Here is a 14,647-nt window from a genome sequence, read left to right as displayed (position 1 = left end):
CGCCTGCCTGACACGCGAAAGTTCCGCTTCCACATTGGTTACATCCGCTTTCAACAACTTTCCTTCCTGCTCTGACAAGCATTCTAGCTGGCGATGGATCGCCCCCGGGTCCATTTCGGACGCATGGAAAATATCGGTACAGTGTATCTCGTCGGCGCGGGACCCGGCGATCCGGAGCTGCTGACGCTGCGCTCTGCGCGGTTGCTGCAATCGGCCACCTTGATCGTGCATGACGGTCTGGTCGATCCGGCAATCATTGCAATGGCACGGCCCGATGCGAAGCTGGTTTCGGTCGCCAAGAAGCGGTCAAAGCACACTTTGCCGCAAGACCAGATCAACGCGCTTCTTATCCGCGAAGCGCGCGCCGGAAACGACGTGGTGCGCCTGAAAGGCGGCGATCCTTTCATTTTCGGGCGTGGCGGCGAAGAGATGGAAGATTGCCAGGCAGCGGGCGTTCCGGTCGAAGTGGTGCCCGGCATCAGCGCTGCCAATGGCGCGGCGGCCGCTGCGCAGATTGCGCTTACGCACCGCGACAGCGCGAGCGTTGTCAGCTTCGTTGCGGGCCAATGCAAAGGCCTGAAGGACCAGAACTGGGCTGGCCTCGCCGGACCAAATCGTACGTTGGTAATCTATATGGGCGTCAAAACCGCACCGCAGATCGCCGAAAAGCTGATCGAGGACGGGCTGACCCCCGATATGCCCGTGGCAATCATAGAGAACGCCGCTCGTGCTGAAATGCGCGTGCTGCGCGGGCCGCTTGCCGCTCTGCCCGATCTTGTGGAGCGTGAGCAGGTGGTCAGCCCCGCCTTAATCGTGATTGGCGAAGTAACAGCGCGCCTGTCGCGTCATCCCAGCGCAGGCTGGGATCGGTCCGAAATCGTCCGCGAGCTCGTTCGCGATCCCAGCTTCCGCTGGGTTGACGGAGTAGAAGAATGATTATTCTGACAGGCAATGATTTGAAGACCGGCGCGGTTGTTTGGTGGGACGGTGTCAGCTGGTCGCTCCATGTCGAAAACGCCGTTGATGTGGGCGATCAAGCGGGTGCAATTATGGCGCGCGAGGAAGCAGCCCGCCGCGTCAATGTGCCCTATTCGATCGAGGCGACCAAAGACGAAAACGGTGTGCGCCCCGCGCATATCAAGGACCGCGTGCGCGCGCTTGGCCCGACCGTCCGCCCCGATCTGACTCTCAAACCAGCCGATCCCGATATCGGCGAGTGGGTGATTTAAGATGTACCAGTACGACCAATACGACCAAGCTATGGTCGATGCCCGCGTTGCCGAATTTCGCGATCAGGCTCAGCGCCGTCTCGAAGGCAAACTGAGCGAAGACCAGTTCAAGCCGCTGCGCTTGATGAACGGGCTCTATCTGCAGCTCCACGCCTACATGCTGCGCGTCGCCATTCCTTATGGGACACTCAATAGCACGCAAATGCACGTGCTGGCTGATATCGCGGACAAGTATGACCGCGGCTATGGCCACTTCACCACGCGGCAAAATATCCAGTACAATTGGATCAAGCTGGAAGATGCAGGCGATATTCTGGCCGATCTGGCCAAGGTCGAAATGCATGCGATCCAGACCAGCGGAAACTGCATCCGCAACATCTCTTCGGACCATTTCGCTGGTGCTGCGCAGGATGAGGTTGTCGATCCAAGGCCTTATGCCGAGCTGCTAAGGCAGTGGTCGAGCTTCCATCCCGAATTCATGTATCTGCCGCGCAAATTTAAGATTGCGGTGATCGCCAGCGACACCGACCGTGCGGCGATGCGTCTGCACGATATCGGTATCCAGATCGTTGAACGCGACGGCGAAATTGGCGCGAGCTTCTATGTCGGCGGCGGCATGGGGCGTACCCCGATGATCGCGCCGAATATCCGCGACTTCGTGCCACTCGATCAGCTGATTACCTATGCCGAAGCCTGCCTGCGCGTCTACAATCGCTACGGCCGGCGCGACAATAAATACAAAGCGCGGATCAAGATCCTGGTTCATGAATTGGGCGCAGAGGAATACACCCGCCAGGTCGAAGAAGAATTCGCGCATCTGCTGGAGCAAGGTATTGAGCCGCCAATTGCCGAGTTGGAGCGGATCAAGCCTTACTTCGCCGATCCGGCATTCGAAGACGGCCCAAAAACGGTAGACCGCAGCGATCCCGATTTCGCGCTGTGGGTTGATCGCAACACGCACCGGCACAAGCATGATTCCTATGTCAGCGCGGTGATCAGCCTGAAGCCTGTTGGCGGAATACCGGGTGATGCGACCGCCGAGCAAATGCATTTGATGGCGGAACTCGCCAAGCTCTACAGCTTCGACGAATGCCGTGTGATGCATACGCAGAATGTCGTCCTGCCACATGTGAAGATCGCGGATCTGCACACGCTTTGGACCAAGCTCGAGGCGGCAGGTCTGGGCACGCCTAATCTCGACCAGATCGGTGACATTATTGCCTGCCCCGGCCTCGATTATTGCAGCCTCGCCAATGCCCGCTCTATCCCGCTCGCGCAGAAGATATCCGAGCGCTTTGCGGCGAATGGCAAGCAGGACAAGCTCGGCGAACTCAAGCTCAAAATCTCCGGATGCATCAACGCCTGCGGTCACCACCATGCGGGCCATATCGGCATCCTGGGCGTCGATAAGAAGGGCGTCGAGAATTACCAGCTCTCGCTCGGCGGAAGCGAGGCAGAGGATACCTCCCTCGGCAAGATTACCGGGCGTGGTTTTGACGAGGCCGGGGTAATCGATGCGGTCGACACCGTGACCGACGTCTATCTGGCCCAGCGGGAGGACGGGGAACGTTTCCTCGATACCTATAACCGCATCGGTATGGCTCCGTTCAAGGAGGCGCTTTATGACTGATCCCCAAACCGATCTCGGCTCCAGCCCAGACGGCGTGCAATTCCGTTTCCGCGATGATGAAACGGTTGATCACGCCAGCGTCACGGTCGATTCTTTCCTTGAGCAATCGAATTCCTCTGCCGTCCGCATCGAACCGGGCGACGACGCGCGTGAATTGCTGCCGCTTCTGGACCGGATTGCCTTGGTGGAAGTGAACTTCCCCGTCTTCGGCGATGGACGCGGATATTCTGCAGCCCGCATCCTGCGCGAAGCGGGTTATACGGGCGAAATCCGCGCAGTGGGCGATGTGCTGGTTGATCAGCTCAACAATATGCGCCGCTGCGGGTTTGACGCTTTCCAGCCCGACACCCCGATGAATGAGGCCGACGCCCAGGCCGCGCTCGAAACCTGGCCCGAAGTCTATCAAGCGACCACTGACGGGCGCACACCCATTTGGGATTTACGTCACGGTGCTGGCCGCAATGAATGATATGCGCGCCATCGATCGCATTGATACAGGCCCGCGCTTCTCTCAAGAAGATGCGGTACGATTGAACGCGCGTTTCAAAGATCACGATACCACGGACATGCTGCGCGAACTGATCGAAGAAGGATTAGTCGGAGAGCTTGCCACCGTGTCGAGTTTCGGCGCGGAAAGCGCTGTTTTGCTGCACCTTATCAGCGAAGTCGCGCCCGATCTTCCGGTTCTGTTTCTTGATACGGGCAAGCATTTTCGCGAAACCCTGACTTATCGCGATGAGGTTGTTTCGAAGCTTGGCCTTACCGGATTGCGCAATCTTACGCCCGATCAGCAAACGCTGGCTGCAAAGGACGAAACAGGCCTGCGCTGGTCCTATGATCCCGACGGATGCTGCGAAATCCGCAAGGTTATTCCGCTCGCCAATGCACTGGCAGACTATGATGCCACGCTAACCGGGCGCAAAGCCTTCCAGAATGCCAGCAGAGCCAATCTGCCCCGTTTTGAAGTGGATACGTCAGACTCTGCAGGTCGTCTCAAGATCAACCCGCTGATCGATTGGACGGCAGAGGATATCGAAGCCTATTTCGAAGCGCATGATCTGCCGCGCCATCCCTTGGTGGCGCAGGGTTATCCATCGATTGGTTGCAGCCCCTGCACGCATAAGGTTGCACCCGGCGATGACCCGCGATCGGGCCGCTGGAAAGGCTGGGACAAAACCGAATGCGGCATCCACACGCCGCTTACCGATGAAGGCGAATTGCCGCCCGGTTACGATCCGGCGTTCTAGAACCAACCCTGCGCGCGGTACCATTGGGCAGTTTCGTTCAACCCCTCGCGAGAGGGAATTTTCGGCTTCCACAGATCCTTAGGCACGGCGCGGTCCGTACGCGCAACCCAGTTGGGATGGCACATATAGCCGACTCGGTCGGCGGTGAGCTTTGCCTTGTCGCGGCGAAGCAACCGGTCTGCTTTTGCCGCGCTGGACAGCACGAATTTGGGCAAATGCGGCGCAAACACACGCCGTCCCATGGCCTCACCAATCGCCTTGCCCATTTCCTTGTGTGACCAGCCGCCGACGCGGCCATCATGGGGCTCAAACAACTTGCGCCGGATCTTGGGTGACGATGGCACCAATGCCAGCAACAATTCGGCCAGATCATCGACGTGAATCAACGAGGTTGCACCGCCCGGCGGCAACGGAACCACGCCAAACCGCGCGCTGTTGAACAGTTCGAACATGTCATTGTCGCGCGGGCCATAAACGGCGGGCGGCCTTACGATGGTCCAGTCGGCTCCGCTCGCCTCGACGAGCTTTTCAGCCGCTAGTTTTGACGCACCATAGCGCGACAATTCCGGCTTGCGCGCCGAAAGCGAGGACACGAAGATCAACCGCTTCACTTGTCCCGCCTTGCACGCGTCAATCACTGCCTGCGTGCCCGCGACATTGGCTTCTTCGAATTCCCCCGGATCGGGTGTGTTGGTCAGGCCTGCAATATGGATCATCGCCCCGGCGCCCGCGGCCAATTGCTCGAGCGCAGCCTGATTGGCCAAATCACCCTGCACCCACTCCACTTCAGGCCGGTCATCGGGTACTTTGCGCGCCAAGGCTCTGACCTTGACGCCTTGCTGCTTGGCCGCATCGAGCACCGCTTGCCCAACAAAGCCTGTTCCCCCGGTGATCGCGATGGTCATAGCTGCACCATATGATCGCGATGCACGACTGCGGCACGCGGGGTGTAGCCTAGTTTCGCCGCCTGATCGCCTTCGCGCAGGCCCAGTATCGCGCGGCATTCATCGGCCGAATATTCGACCAGCCCCTGCCCCATGCGCTCGCCCTTGGGGCCGTGAATGCTCACCAACGCGCCGCGATCAAATGCGCCTTCAACCTCGATCAGTCCAGGTGCGAGCAGGCTTGCGCCATTGCCCAGCGCCTCTGCGCATCCGGCATCGACCGTCAACACGCCTTCGGGCGCGATCCGGCCGCCAAGCCACGCCTTGCGCGCAGTGTCGCTTCGCCGGGGCATGAACAGCGTTCCGCGACCTTCTTTGACAGCACGCGCGATTGGTGCATTGCCGGTGCCGTTGAGGATCGCCAGCGTAATTCCGGCACGCTCTGCAATCCGCGCGGCCTGCAATTTGGCCAGCATCCCGCCGGACCCCATTCCGGAAGACGAATTGTCGCTCGCCATTGCGATAATCTCCGGCGTTACGCCTTCGACCCGCTCAATCAGCTTTGCGCCAGAATCCTTCGGATCGCCATCGTATAATCCATCGACATCAGACAACAGCAGCACCGCGTCCACGCCAGCCGCCTGCCCTACCCGGGCGGCCAACCGGTCATTGTCACCAAAGCGGATTTCCTCGGTCGCAACGCTGTCATTCTCGTTCACGACGGGCACCACGCCCGCATCCAGTAGGCGTGACAACGTGGATGAGGCATTGAGATAGCGGCGGCGGTCTTCCAGATCGTCCAGCGTCACCAGCATTTGCGCCGCTTGCACGCCATGTTCTTCCAGCAGGCCCGACCAAAGCCCTGCCAATGCAATCTGCCCCACAGATGCCGCCGCCTGCGCATCGGCCAGACTGGCGCGCCCTCCTTTTGGTAAGTCGAGCCGCGCCGCACCCAGCGCGATCGCCCCAGAACTGACAACAATCACTTTCTGACCGCCCGCCCGCAAACCGGCAATTTCACGAACCAGCGCATCGAGCCAATCCTTGCGCGGATGGCCATCGCCATCGACCAACAGCGCCGATCCGATTTTCAGGACCAGCGTCTGGCAATGGTCTGCCTCTGTCAGGTGATGGATATGCTCAATCGCCATTGGAAGGGATTAGCGGGCAGCGCGGCTTTTTTGAAGCATCGCGCCGCGAAGAAATCAGATGGGCGACCAAGGCTTCGCTTCATCGACATTCTCTTCCTCCACCGCGTTGGTTTCGGTCGATGTCCGGTCGGGCAGATAGGAAAGCACCGCATTGAGCAATTCCTCCATCCCGTCCCCGGTTGCGCCTGACACCGCAAAGACGCGCTCTGCGCCCGCATCTGCAAGCTCCTCTGCGAAGCCTGCAACTAACTCGTCATCGGCCAAATCGGTTTTGTTAAGCGCGATGAGTTGCGGTTTGTCCACCAAGCCTTCGCCATGCGCTGCAAGTTCGTCCTGAACCGTTTTCATGGCGTCCGCCGGATCAGGGCCGGCGATATCAACCAGATGAATCAGCACACGGCAACGCTCGATATGGCCAAGAAACCGGTCGCCAATCCCCGCTCCTTCCGATGCACCTTCGATCAGACCTGGAATATCCGCGATCACAAATTCGCGGCCTTTGTGGTGGACCACGCCAAGTTTGGGCACCAGCGTGGTAAAAGCGTAGTCGCCGACCTTCGCCTTGGCATTGGTGATCTGGTTGATGAAGGTCGATTTGCCGGCATTGGGCAGGCCCAGCAAACCCACATCGGCCAGCAATTTCAGGCGAAGCCAGACCCACATTTCCTCCGCCGGTTCGCCCGGCTGATGCTGGCGCGGAGCGCGATTGGTAGAGCTTTTGTAGCTGGCATTGCCGCGGCCGCCCTGGCCGCCCTCCAGAAACACAACACGCTGGCCGACTTCGGTAAAGTCCGCGAGTATATCTTCCTTGTCTTCGGACAAAATCTGCGTGCCAACGGGGACTTTGATCACCAGATCATCGGCCCCGGCGCCCGTCCGATCGCGGCCCATGCCGTGCCCGCCACGCTTCGCTTTGAAATGCTGCGCATAGCGAAAGTCGATCAAGGTATTGAGGCCTTGCTCAGCTTCGAAAACAATGTCTCCGCCCTTGCCGCCATTGCCCCCATCTGGTCCGCCATATTCGACATATTTCTCGCGCCGGAAGCTGACAGCCCCCGGGCCGCCTTGGCCGGACTTGATGTAGATCTTGGCTTGGTCGAGAAAATGCATGGCTGCGCCTTTAGGGCCTATGCCCCGCAGAAGCCAGAAGTACTCGCAGGTCTATTGGTCGCCGTTGCCAACCCCGCCGCTTTCGTCAGCAGAATCGCCGGAGCCTTCGTCTGTGCCCTGCACGACAGGCTCGCTTACAAAGCGGACGGCAGGTTGCGCCGGGGCAGGCGTAATGACCGGCGCGGGTGCGGGTGCAGTTCCTGTTGTCGGATCGACCGCAAAGCCGGGTATCGGATCGCTGCTGGTTGTTGCGGGCGGTGCGATAATCACAGGCTCAGCTGCACTTTCCGAGGGCGCAACCTCGACATCGAAAATCGAACTACTCGGCTCAATCGAAGGGCCAGCCACTGGCCCCGTAACCGGTCCCGTCACCGATCCAACTGCCGGTCCGGTTACCGGAGCAGTGGTTGGTCCAACTGGCTGCACGGTGGTTATAGTAGTGGACGGAGCAAACCCAGAAACGACCGCGCGGTTCGGGTTATAGCGTGCATCCCACGCAGCCACGTCTACGCGGTATTGCTCCAGACTGGTGTAGAAGCCGTCAAACACCTGTTCCAGGCGCGGGAGATTGTTGAGCGCGAAGAATTCCAGATTTGCCGGATCGGCAACCATAGCATCGGTGGCCACCTGCAGCGCTGTATCGCAAAAAGCGGTCTTGGCCGGGGGGAGCGCGAAGTAATTATAAACCTGCGTCATATAGCCATCAAATGCATCGCGATAGGACGACCCATAATTCGCGCGGTATTCGCTTTGGATGGCGTTGTTCGTGCGGCTCAGCGCGGTGCGGTTGCGTTCCAGAAACGAGGAATAGGCTGGCAGCAATCCTGCATATTGCGGTTCGGTGCAATTCAGCGTTGCGACATTGATTGCCGATCGCAGGTTCCAGATCGATTGCGACGTCGAAATCCCGTAATTCACAGTCCTGCGAATCCCGTCGAGCCCGCGTGGCGGGATGTACATATTATCCGCTGCACCGCCCGGAGGTGTGGGGCGCGGCGGAATGATTTCAACCGGCGGTGGCGGAGGCGGTGGCGGCGGTGGAGGCGGTGGCGGCGGTGTTACACACCCGGCCAGCATCGCGAGCCCCATAGTTACTGCAACAAGGCGAATTTTCGTTTTGTTCGCTACGAACATTCAGTGGGGCCCTCCAAAGCCGATCCAAAGCATTCCCACACCCTGCATTACGCTGGCATGAAGCGCCACCCTAATGCGCAAGCCGCGCAAAGAAAATGCCCGGAATGCGCTTTGCACTCCGGGCAGGTTCAGTTGAGTCAAATATGCGGTGGTTCGTTATTCGCGGCTTCCGAGGAAGCGCAGCAAGAACATGAACATATTGATGAAGTCGAGATACAGGCTGAGCGCCCCAAGAATGATCGACTTCTTCGCCCATTCGGTGCCGCGGAAGTGGAAATATTCCGCTTTCAGGCGCTGCGTGTCGTAGGCGGTAAGACCGGCAAAAATCAGCACACCCAGCGCGGCAATTGCCAGTTCCAGACCGGGCGAACCGATCAGAAACGCGTTGAGCAGCGATGCGATGATCAGGCCGACAACACCCATAATCAGGAAGCTGCCCATGCCGGACAGGTCTTTCTTGGTGGTGTATCCCCACAAGCTAAGCCCTGCGAATGCACCCGCCGTCGCAAAGAACGTCACCGCAATCGAGCCTGGGCTATAGATCAGGAAAATCGTCGACAGGGCCACGCCCATTACAGCGGCGTAAGACCAGAACATAACCTGCAAAGCGCCAGCGCTGAACTTGTTCGCGCCAAAGCTCATCAGCAATACAAAGGCGATTGGCGACAGCGCGATTACGAACCAAATGCCCGATCCGACCAATGCGCCGGTAATTCCCGATGCAACCGAAGCCAAGGCAACGATGCCAGTCAGCAACACACCCGATGCCATGTAATTGTAGATCGAGAGCATGTGCTTGCGCAGCCCTTGATCCATAACAGTGTTATCGGTGACGTCCCCCCGCGCGTCAGGTGCAGTGCCAAAGCCCTGCCTTTCGTGCTGGTTCTGGTTCCAATCAGCCATTTGATTCAAACTCCTTAGTTCCGGGACCGCAATAGGTCCGGCTCTCTTTTCCAATAATGGGGCTTTGCCGCGCGTTTTTCAAGGAAAACCGGAGAAATTCCGGCATTGATAATTAACCACTTTTTGCGGTTATTCGCGCGCTTCGGCAGCCATTTCAGCGCCGCGATCGCGCGCAGCGCGCAAGCATTCGGTCATCAATTGGTTGAGCGCGCCCTGATCGTCGAGAATATCCAGACCTTTCTGGGTCATACCGCCGGGGCTCGCCACACGCTGCGCCAGTTCTCCGGGCGAGAACTCCGACGCAGCGGCAAGCGCCCCTGCCCCATCGACCATCGCAACCGCCAAACGCTGTGCCTGATCTTCGGGCAGACCGAGAGCGGCTGCACCTGCTGCCAGAGCGTCGGTAAACCGGTAAACAAATCCCGGGCCCGATCCGGCCAGCGCCGTCACCAGGTCAAACTGGCTCTCATCTTCAACCCATTCCGCGGTGCCGAGATCGCTGGCCAATTGCGTAACCGCCTCCTTAGCGCTGGCGGACAAGCCATTGGCGATCAGCGCATTTGGCGATTTCCCCAGCGCGGCAGCAAGATTTGGCATGAAGCGCACGATCCCGCCCGTGCGCGGAAACCGCGAGATGTAACTCGACAATTCCACACCGGCGAGCACCGATAGCAATATCGTGTCAGGGCCCAAAAGCGGTTCAAGACCGGCGGCCACATCGTCAACCATATGCGGTTTTACGCCCAGCAAAACCGCGTCGAAATGCGCCTCTGGCCAGTCATTGTGGACTGCCAATCCATGCGCAACTTCACTTTTGCGCGGGTGATAGATTTCAAAACGCGAAGGGGCATAGCCTGCCGCCAGCCAGCCATCGACCATCGCCCCGGTCATGGTGCCGAAGCCAACAATCAGGATTTTTGCAAATGTCATAGCCGCGCCTTTAATGCCGAGGCATCAATCTAAGCTTCGCCAAGCGCGTCCACAAGCGCGCTATCAAGAGCATCGCTGGCCGACTTGTCACCCCACAGAACGAACTGAAATGCCGGGTAGAAGCGGTCGCATTCCTCGATTGCGGTTTCGACCAGTGCCTGTGCCTGATCCAGCCCAAGAAGCCCGTCACCGCCAAGCATCGCCCCGTTGCGGTAAACCAGCACACCGCCTTTTGACCAAACATCGAAATGGCCGAGCCAAATCTGTTCATTGACCATCGCCAGCAATTCCACCGCAGCGGCGCGTTTTTCTGCCGGAACGCGAACATCGGGCAGGCACAGGACCTGCAGCACATTGTCTTCCTTGCGCCACACAGCGCGCAATTGGTATTTTGCCCAGCTGCCTTGGATCTCGCCGACAATCTCGTCGCCGGATTGCGTCGTAAACGGCCAGCCGCGCGCTTCGAACAAGGCCGCCAGCATATCTACCGGTGCTGCGTCATCATTTGCGGAGAAGCTGGGCGTGGTCAGGCGCATAGGGGGATGCCATTGATCATACCCATCGGAATGAAGCGGCAGCGGGCGAGTTGCAATGAAGCGCAATCGCAGCGCTGGGGAGAAGTCATCTTGCTTGTTCAAAGCTTGTGTAAAACGGGCTTGGGCGCAAAATCGGCGCCCTCGCAGCGGTCAGAGCTTATCGACCACTTCGCCTTCGGCGCTTGTGAAGGTGAAGCTATCCACACCAGAGTTCTTGAGCGAATTCACAGCGTTACGTGCGGCGCTTTGGCTATCATAGGGGCCGGCGAGCAAGCGGTTTGACTGCCCCCAAGTTGCCGCATGGGGTGAGAATGCATCAAGCGCGCCATCGGCGTTACGGCTAAGCCTGCGCCAGTCAAATTTTAGCCTGTCACGGTCTTGTCCGGTTGCGATTTGCACCCAGAAGCGACGCGGATGTTGCGGTTTCTCCGGCTGCGCCGTTGCCGCTCTTTCGACCTCTCTGCGCGGCTTGATTGTCGTGATATCAACCCCGCCCACAGGAACTTCAGCCGCACTTGGCTCGAACGAGAAATCCGCAAATGCATCGGCAACGCTTGCCGGTGCCGGATCGGAATCGTCGGAACCAGCCGTCTGGCTAGCCGCAGTGTCAGTTGCCGGACGTGCAGGGCTGCGCTCCACATTCGCAAGATCGAAATTCGCCGCTGCCGGAGAGGCGGTCGTTGCGCCCGCATCTGTCTGATCGCTTCTCCCACTTTGAGCAGGCTCGATAGCAGCGATAACCACCGGCGCGGCGGGTTGAACAACCGGCTGGGAAACCGTGGGAACGGGTTGTGCAGCAGTTGGCGCCAATTCGCCGCGAGCGGCTCTGGCCGGCGCAGCATTCTCCGTCAGATTCGTCGGCGCGGTTGCGGGTGGAGTTGCAGGCACCGGAATGGCAGCTTGTGGTTCCTCGGATTCGGTGTCCCGCCTGACTCGCACGCGCGTTGGCGCGCGCGATCGGGCCATTGGGTCAGACGCCGCCGCCCGATCCGCTTTGGCCAACCGCGCGGCTTCAGCTTCGGTAATGGCCGGCTCAGCATCGACCGAACTGCTCCCACGATCGGGGCGGCGGCGCGGACTGCTGTTGTCAGCGGTGCGCCGCCCCAATGGTTCGCCCTGGGGTGCAAGACGGGCATCGGGGCTTCGGCTGCCCGTTCTGCCTGCATATTGGGCAATTTGCGGCGTATCGCGCCCGATCTGGGCAGCGCGTGGAAACACACCAAAATTGGCCGCAGCGGCCTGCTGCGCTTTGGTCAGCCGCGGCATATAGCGCAGATAGGGCGCGATCCGTGCGGACAGATCGCGCGGCATCACCGCTTCGGTAATGGCAATTGCCTCGTCCTCATCCCCCAGGATCGCAAGACCGAAGGCGCGCGTTCGATAGGCTGCGAAATCCTCTTTCTCGATCAGCGGATACAGCACCGCCTCAAACGCCTCGCGATTGCCCGCAATCGCATGGCTGAGCGCAAGTTGGCGGCGAGTATCGGGATTTTCGCGCCGCGCCAGAGCTTCGCGGTAATAGCTCGCCGCAGCTTCATTATCGCCGACAAGATCATAGGCCATCGCCCGGTCAGCCGCGAGCGAGTCAGTCGATGCGCCCGCAGCCTGCGCTTCGTCGAACAGTCGCAGCGCATCAATCGGACGCTGGCGCCGGACATAGGCCCCAGCCAGTCCGATTTTCACTCGGGGATTTCCCGGCGACAGTTCCTGCGCCCGCCCGAAGAACCCGATCGCGGCCTCAACATCGTCAATCGTCAGCGATGCATTTCCCGCATCGATCAGGGCATCGACATCACGCGAGTCGCGGGCAAGCCTGCGCAGCGCTTCGTTAAGTTGGCTGGTTCCTTCCGGCGGAAGCGGCTGGACCACTGCGCGTGACACGGGATCGCCAGATTGCTGCGCAGAAACGGGCGCACTGAACGAAACCGCAATAAGGACAGCCGCAGCCGCGCGACCGGCGGTGAGCGCGCCTCTGCGATGCGGCTTTGCAAAATGCCGGTGTTGGTGGGACTGCATCACGAGTGGCAAAGCGACCCTGCCTTCTGTTTCAAATATCCGCACATCGGCTGTGCCTTGTCACGCAAGGGCTGAACCAAGGCGGAACAACCTGAAGGCTGCATGTCAGTGGATGCTACTGGTTGTTCTGACGCCCCAGAAAACGTGGAATGTTGAGCGCGCCGCCATCGTCGCCCTCATCATCTTCGTCTTCTTCGTCGTCAGAATCGGATCCGCTCGAACCTCTGGACAGATTGGCCATCCGTTCGAACAGAGTGCTGCCCGCGCCGCCGCCATCATTGCCGGAGACCAAACCGCGACGTTTCCCTCCAGTATGTACCTGAAGCGGTTCATCGTCATCGGCGAGCTTGTCTGCATTGCTGAGCAGATCGTCCTGAGCAGCCGCGTTTTCTTCCCCGTCCGCCTCGGCGGTTAGATCGAGAGGAGCTTCGTCGGATTGAGGCTCTTCCGAAGCAGCCTCCGCTGTCGCTTCCGGCACATCATCCCAGTCGTCCTCACCGCCCGAGCCTGCCTCGTCTGCCGCATCGAGCGAAGCACCACCGGAAAGTGCACCTTCGCTTTCAACCGGAGCGTTCTCTTCTTCGTCCGCTTCGTAGGGTTCAGGGATATTCTGACGAAGTCCGGCGAGCGGATCGACGATACCATCGACATCGCCCTCCTCGGAATCTTCGTCTTCAAGTTCATCATCCAACGAAAGTTCAGTCAGCGATGCCGGTGCTGGCGCATCAAACTGTTCTTCGTCCGCTTCATCCTCTTCCGGCAGATCGAGCACTGGACGCTTGGGCGCGCGCGATGCGCCGAGCGAAAGCGAATGCGTTTCGCCCGTGCTGTCAACCGCACCCGCACCCGCTTCGATACCCGTTGCGACGACCGATACGCGGATCTTGCCGTCCAGATCGGGATTGAATGCGGAACCCCAAATGATGTTCGCATCTTCGTCGACCAATTCGCGGATATGGTTTGCCGCTTCGTCGACTTCGAGAAGTTTCATATCCTCGCCGCCGATGATCGAAATGATAACGCCTTTGGCACCTTGCATCGAAACGCCATCGAGCAATGGATTGGCAATCGCACGCTCTGCGGCTTCGAGCGCACGGTTCTCGCCTTCACCCTCGCCAGTGCCCATCATTGCCTTGCCCATTTCCTCCATCACCGACTTCACATCGGCGAAGTCGAGATTGATCAGGCCGGGCATGACCATCAGATCAGTGATCGAACGCACACCTTGCTGGAGAACTTCATCGGCCAGCTCGAACGCCTGTTTGAAAGTGGTGTCGGCTTTCGCTACCAGGAACAGGTTCTGGTTGGGAATGACGATCAGCGTATCGACATGCTTCTGCAGCTCTTCGATCCCGGATTCAGCCGCACGCATGCGCCGCGTGCCTTCAAACAGGAACGGCTTGGTCACCACGCCGACGGTCAGAACGCCTTTACGCCGCGCAGCTTCGGCAATCACAGCCGCAGCGCCGGTGCCGGTGCCGCCACCCATACCGGCAGCGATGAAGCACATATTCACGCCTTCGAGCGCATCTTCGATTTCCTGGACGGTTTCTTCGGCTGCTGCCTTGCCAACCTCTGGCCGTGCACCTGCGCCAAGCCCGCCGGTAATGTCGGGGCCAAGCTGGATGCGCGAGTCTGTCGCTGCATTGTTCAGCGCTTGCGCGTCGGTATTTGCGACGATAAAATCAACGCCTTCAATTTCCGCGGCGATCATGTTGGCAATCGCGTTGCCGCCAGCCCCGCCTACACCGATGACGGTGATTTTCGGGCGAAGCTCGTCGGATGCTGCCGGACCAATATTGATGCTCATTTGATGTCCCTCCAAGGGAATGTGCGCAAATTTGAAAGACTGTGATTGGCTTGGCACAAAGCGATTC

The 14,647-nt window shown here is 59.4% G+C and carries 14 protein-coding genes; 5 read left to right on the top strand and 9 right to left on the bottom strand.

Annotated features, from left to right (window positions below; genetic code table 11):
* Positions 1–123 precede the first annotated feature (123 nt).
* From cobA to GRI41_RS01870, 5 genes are read left to right on the top strand one after another with little or no spacing between them, the layout of a single operon-like run.
* On the top strand, positions 124–936 hold the full coding sequence (cobA, locus tag GRI41_RS01890; RefSeq protein WP_160604574.1) for a uroporphyrinogen-III C-methyltransferase: 813 nt from the start codon (positions 124–126) through the stop codon (positions 934–936).
* Positions 933–1,229 (top strand): DUF2849 domain-containing protein, encoded by a 297-nt coding sequence (locus tag GRI41_RS01885; protein ID WP_160602955.1) that lies wholly within the window; start codon positions 933–935, stop codon positions 1,227–1,229. Before cobA ends, GRI41_RS01885 begins: the two co-directional genes overlap by 4 nt.
* A 1-nt stretch (position 1,230) precedes the next feature.
* The gene (locus GRI41_RS01880; RefSeq protein ID WP_160602954.1) at positions 1,231–2,859 is read left to right on the top strand and encodes a nitrite/sulfite reductase; all 1,629 of its coding nucleotides are present in this window, start codon (positions 1,231–1,233) and stop codon (positions 2,857–2,859) included.
* Positions 2,852–3,328 (top strand): DUF934 domain-containing protein, encoded by a 477-nt coding sequence (locus tag GRI41_RS01875; RefSeq protein WP_160602953.1) that lies wholly within the window; start codon positions 2,852–2,854, stop codon positions 3,326–3,328. The genes GRI41_RS01880 and GRI41_RS01875 overlap by 8 nt, the downstream gene beginning before the upstream one ends.
* Positions 3,321–4,106: a phosphoadenylyl-sulfate reductase gene (locus GRI41_RS01870; protein WP_160602952.1), complete on the top strand. Its 786-nt coding sequence runs from the start codon at positions 3,321–3,323 to the stop codon at positions 4,104–4,106. The genes GRI41_RS01875 and GRI41_RS01870 overlap by 8 nt, the downstream gene beginning before the upstream one ends.
* Here GRI41_RS01870 and GRI41_RS01865 read toward each other — a convergent pair.
* The 9 genes from GRI41_RS01865 to ftsZ form a co-directional block, all read right to left on the bottom strand.
* Positions 4,103–5,011 carry an NAD-dependent epimerase/dehydratase family protein gene (locus GRI41_RS01865; RefSeq protein ID WP_160602951.1) on the bottom strand — a complete coding sequence of 303 codons (909 nt, stop codon included), beginning with the start codon at positions 5,009–5,011 and terminating at the stop codon, positions 4,103–4,105. The genes GRI41_RS01870 and GRI41_RS01865 overlap by 4 nt on opposite strands.
* Positions 5,008–6,141, bottom strand: a complete 1,134-nt coding sequence (gene proB / locus GRI41_RS01860; RefSeq protein ID WP_160602950.1) for a glutamate 5-kinase — start codon at positions 6,139–6,141, stop codon at positions 5,008–5,010. Before proB ends, GRI41_RS01865 begins: the two co-directional genes overlap by 4 nt.
* A 54-nt stretch (positions 6,142–6,195) precedes the next feature.
* A complete protein-coding gene (gene obgE, locus GRI41_RS01855) occupies positions 6,196–7,251 on the bottom strand; it encodes a GTPase ObgE (RefSeq protein ID WP_160602949.1) in 1,056 nt (351 codons plus the stop codon).
* Between the two features lie 51 nt (positions 7,252–7,302).
* Positions 7,303–8,385 (bottom strand): hypothetical protein, encoded by a 1,083-nt coding sequence (locus GRI41_RS01850; protein WP_160602948.1) that lies wholly within the window; start codon positions 8,383–8,385, stop codon positions 7,303–7,305.
* Between the two features lie 156 nt (positions 8,386–8,541).
* The gene (locus GRI41_RS01845) at positions 8,542–9,288 is read right to left on the bottom strand and encodes a Bax inhibitor-1/YccA family protein (RefSeq protein WP_160602947.1); all 747 of its coding nucleotides are present in this window, start codon (positions 9,286–9,288) and stop codon (positions 8,542–8,544) included.
* Positions 9,289–9,417: 129 nt separating this feature from the next.
* Positions 9,418–10,218, bottom strand: coding sequence for a pyrroline-5-carboxylate reductase family protein (locus GRI41_RS01840; RefSeq protein WP_160602946.1), 801 nt, complete (start codon positions 10,216–10,218; stop codon positions 9,418–9,420).
* Between the two features lie 29 nt (positions 10,219–10,247).
* On the bottom strand, positions 10,248–10,754 hold the full coding sequence (locus tag GRI41_RS01835; protein ID WP_160604573.1) for a type III secretion system chaperone family protein: 507 nt from the start codon (positions 10,752–10,754) through the stop codon (positions 10,248–10,250).
* A 150-nt stretch (positions 10,755–10,904) separates the two neighbouring features.
* Entirely contained in the window at positions 10,905–12,770 is a 1,866-nt protein-coding gene (locus GRI41_RS01830) for an SPOR domain-containing protein (RefSeq protein ID WP_160602945.1), read from the bottom strand.
* Positions 12,771–12,885: 115 nt separating this feature from the next.
* Positions 12,886–14,580, bottom strand: coding sequence for a cell division protein FtsZ (gene ftsZ / locus GRI41_RS01825; RefSeq protein WP_160602944.1), 1,695 nt, complete (start codon positions 14,578–14,580; stop codon positions 12,886–12,888).
* Positions 14,581–14,647 lie beyond the last annotated feature (67 nt).

This window comes from Pontixanthobacter aquaemixtae, assembly GCF_009827395.1.
Classification (GTDB): Bacteria; Pseudomonadota; Alphaproteobacteria; order Sphingomonadales; family Sphingomonadaceae; genus Pontixanthobacter; species Pontixanthobacter aquaemixtae.
Note: the sequence above shows the minus strand (reverse complement) of the source record. Positions and strands in the feature narration are given on the sequence as shown.

Excerpts from the sequence above, each read along its gene's own strand:
- GRI41_RS01885 (WP_160602955.1), top strand. The coding sequence starts at position 933 with ATGATTATTCTGACAGGCAATGATTTGAAGACCGGCGCGGTTGTTTGG.
- GRI41_RS01880 (WP_160602954.1), top strand. The coding sequence starts at position 1,231 with ATGTACCAGTACGACCAATACGACCAAGCTATGGTCGATGCCCGCGTT.
- GRI41_RS01830 (WP_160602945.1), bottom strand. The coding sequence starts at position 12,770 with ATGCAGTCCCACCAACACCGGCATTTTGCAAAGCCGCATCGCAGAGGC.
- obgE (WP_160602949.1), bottom strand. The coding sequence starts at position 7,251 with ATGCATTTTCTCGACCAAGCCAAGATCTACATCAAGTCCGGCCAAGGC.
- GRI41_RS01840 (WP_160602946.1), bottom strand. The coding sequence starts at position 10,218 with ATGACATTTGCAAAAATCCTGATTGTTGGCTTCGGCACCATGACCGGG.
- proB (WP_160602950.1), bottom strand. The coding sequence starts at position 6,141 with ATGGCGATTGAGCATATCCATCACCTGACAGAGGCAGACCATTGCCAG.
- GRI41_RS01845 (WP_160602947.1), bottom strand. The coding sequence starts at position 9,288 with ATGGCTGATTGGAACCAGAACCAGCACGAAAGGCAGGGCTTTGGCACT.
- cobA (WP_160604574.1), top strand. The coding sequence starts at position 124 with ATGGAAAATATCGGTACAGTGTATCTCGTCGGCGCGGGACCCGGCGAT.
- GRI41_RS01865 (WP_160602951.1), bottom strand. The coding sequence starts at position 5,011 with ATGACCATCGCGATCACCGGGGGAACAGGCTTTGTTGGGCAAGCGGTG.
- GRI41_RS01870 (WP_160602952.1), top strand. The coding sequence starts at position 3,321 with ATGAATGATATGCGCGCCATCGATCGCATTGATACAGGCCCGCGCTTC.
- GRI41_RS01835 (WP_160604573.1), bottom strand. The coding sequence starts at position 10,754 with ATGCGCCTGACCACGCCCAGCTTCTCCGCAAATGATGACGCAGCACCG.
- GRI41_RS01850 (WP_160602948.1), bottom strand. The coding sequence starts at position 8,385 with ATGTTCGTAGCGAACAAAACGAAAATTCGCCTTGTTGCAGTAACTATG.
- ftsZ (WP_160602944.1), bottom strand. The coding sequence starts at position 14,580 with ATGAGCATCAATATTGGTCCGGCAGCATCCGACGAGCTTCGCCCGAAA.
- GRI41_RS01875 (WP_160602953.1), top strand. The coding sequence starts at position 2,852 with ATGACTGATCCCCAAACCGATCTCGGCTCCAGCCCAGACGGCGTGCAA.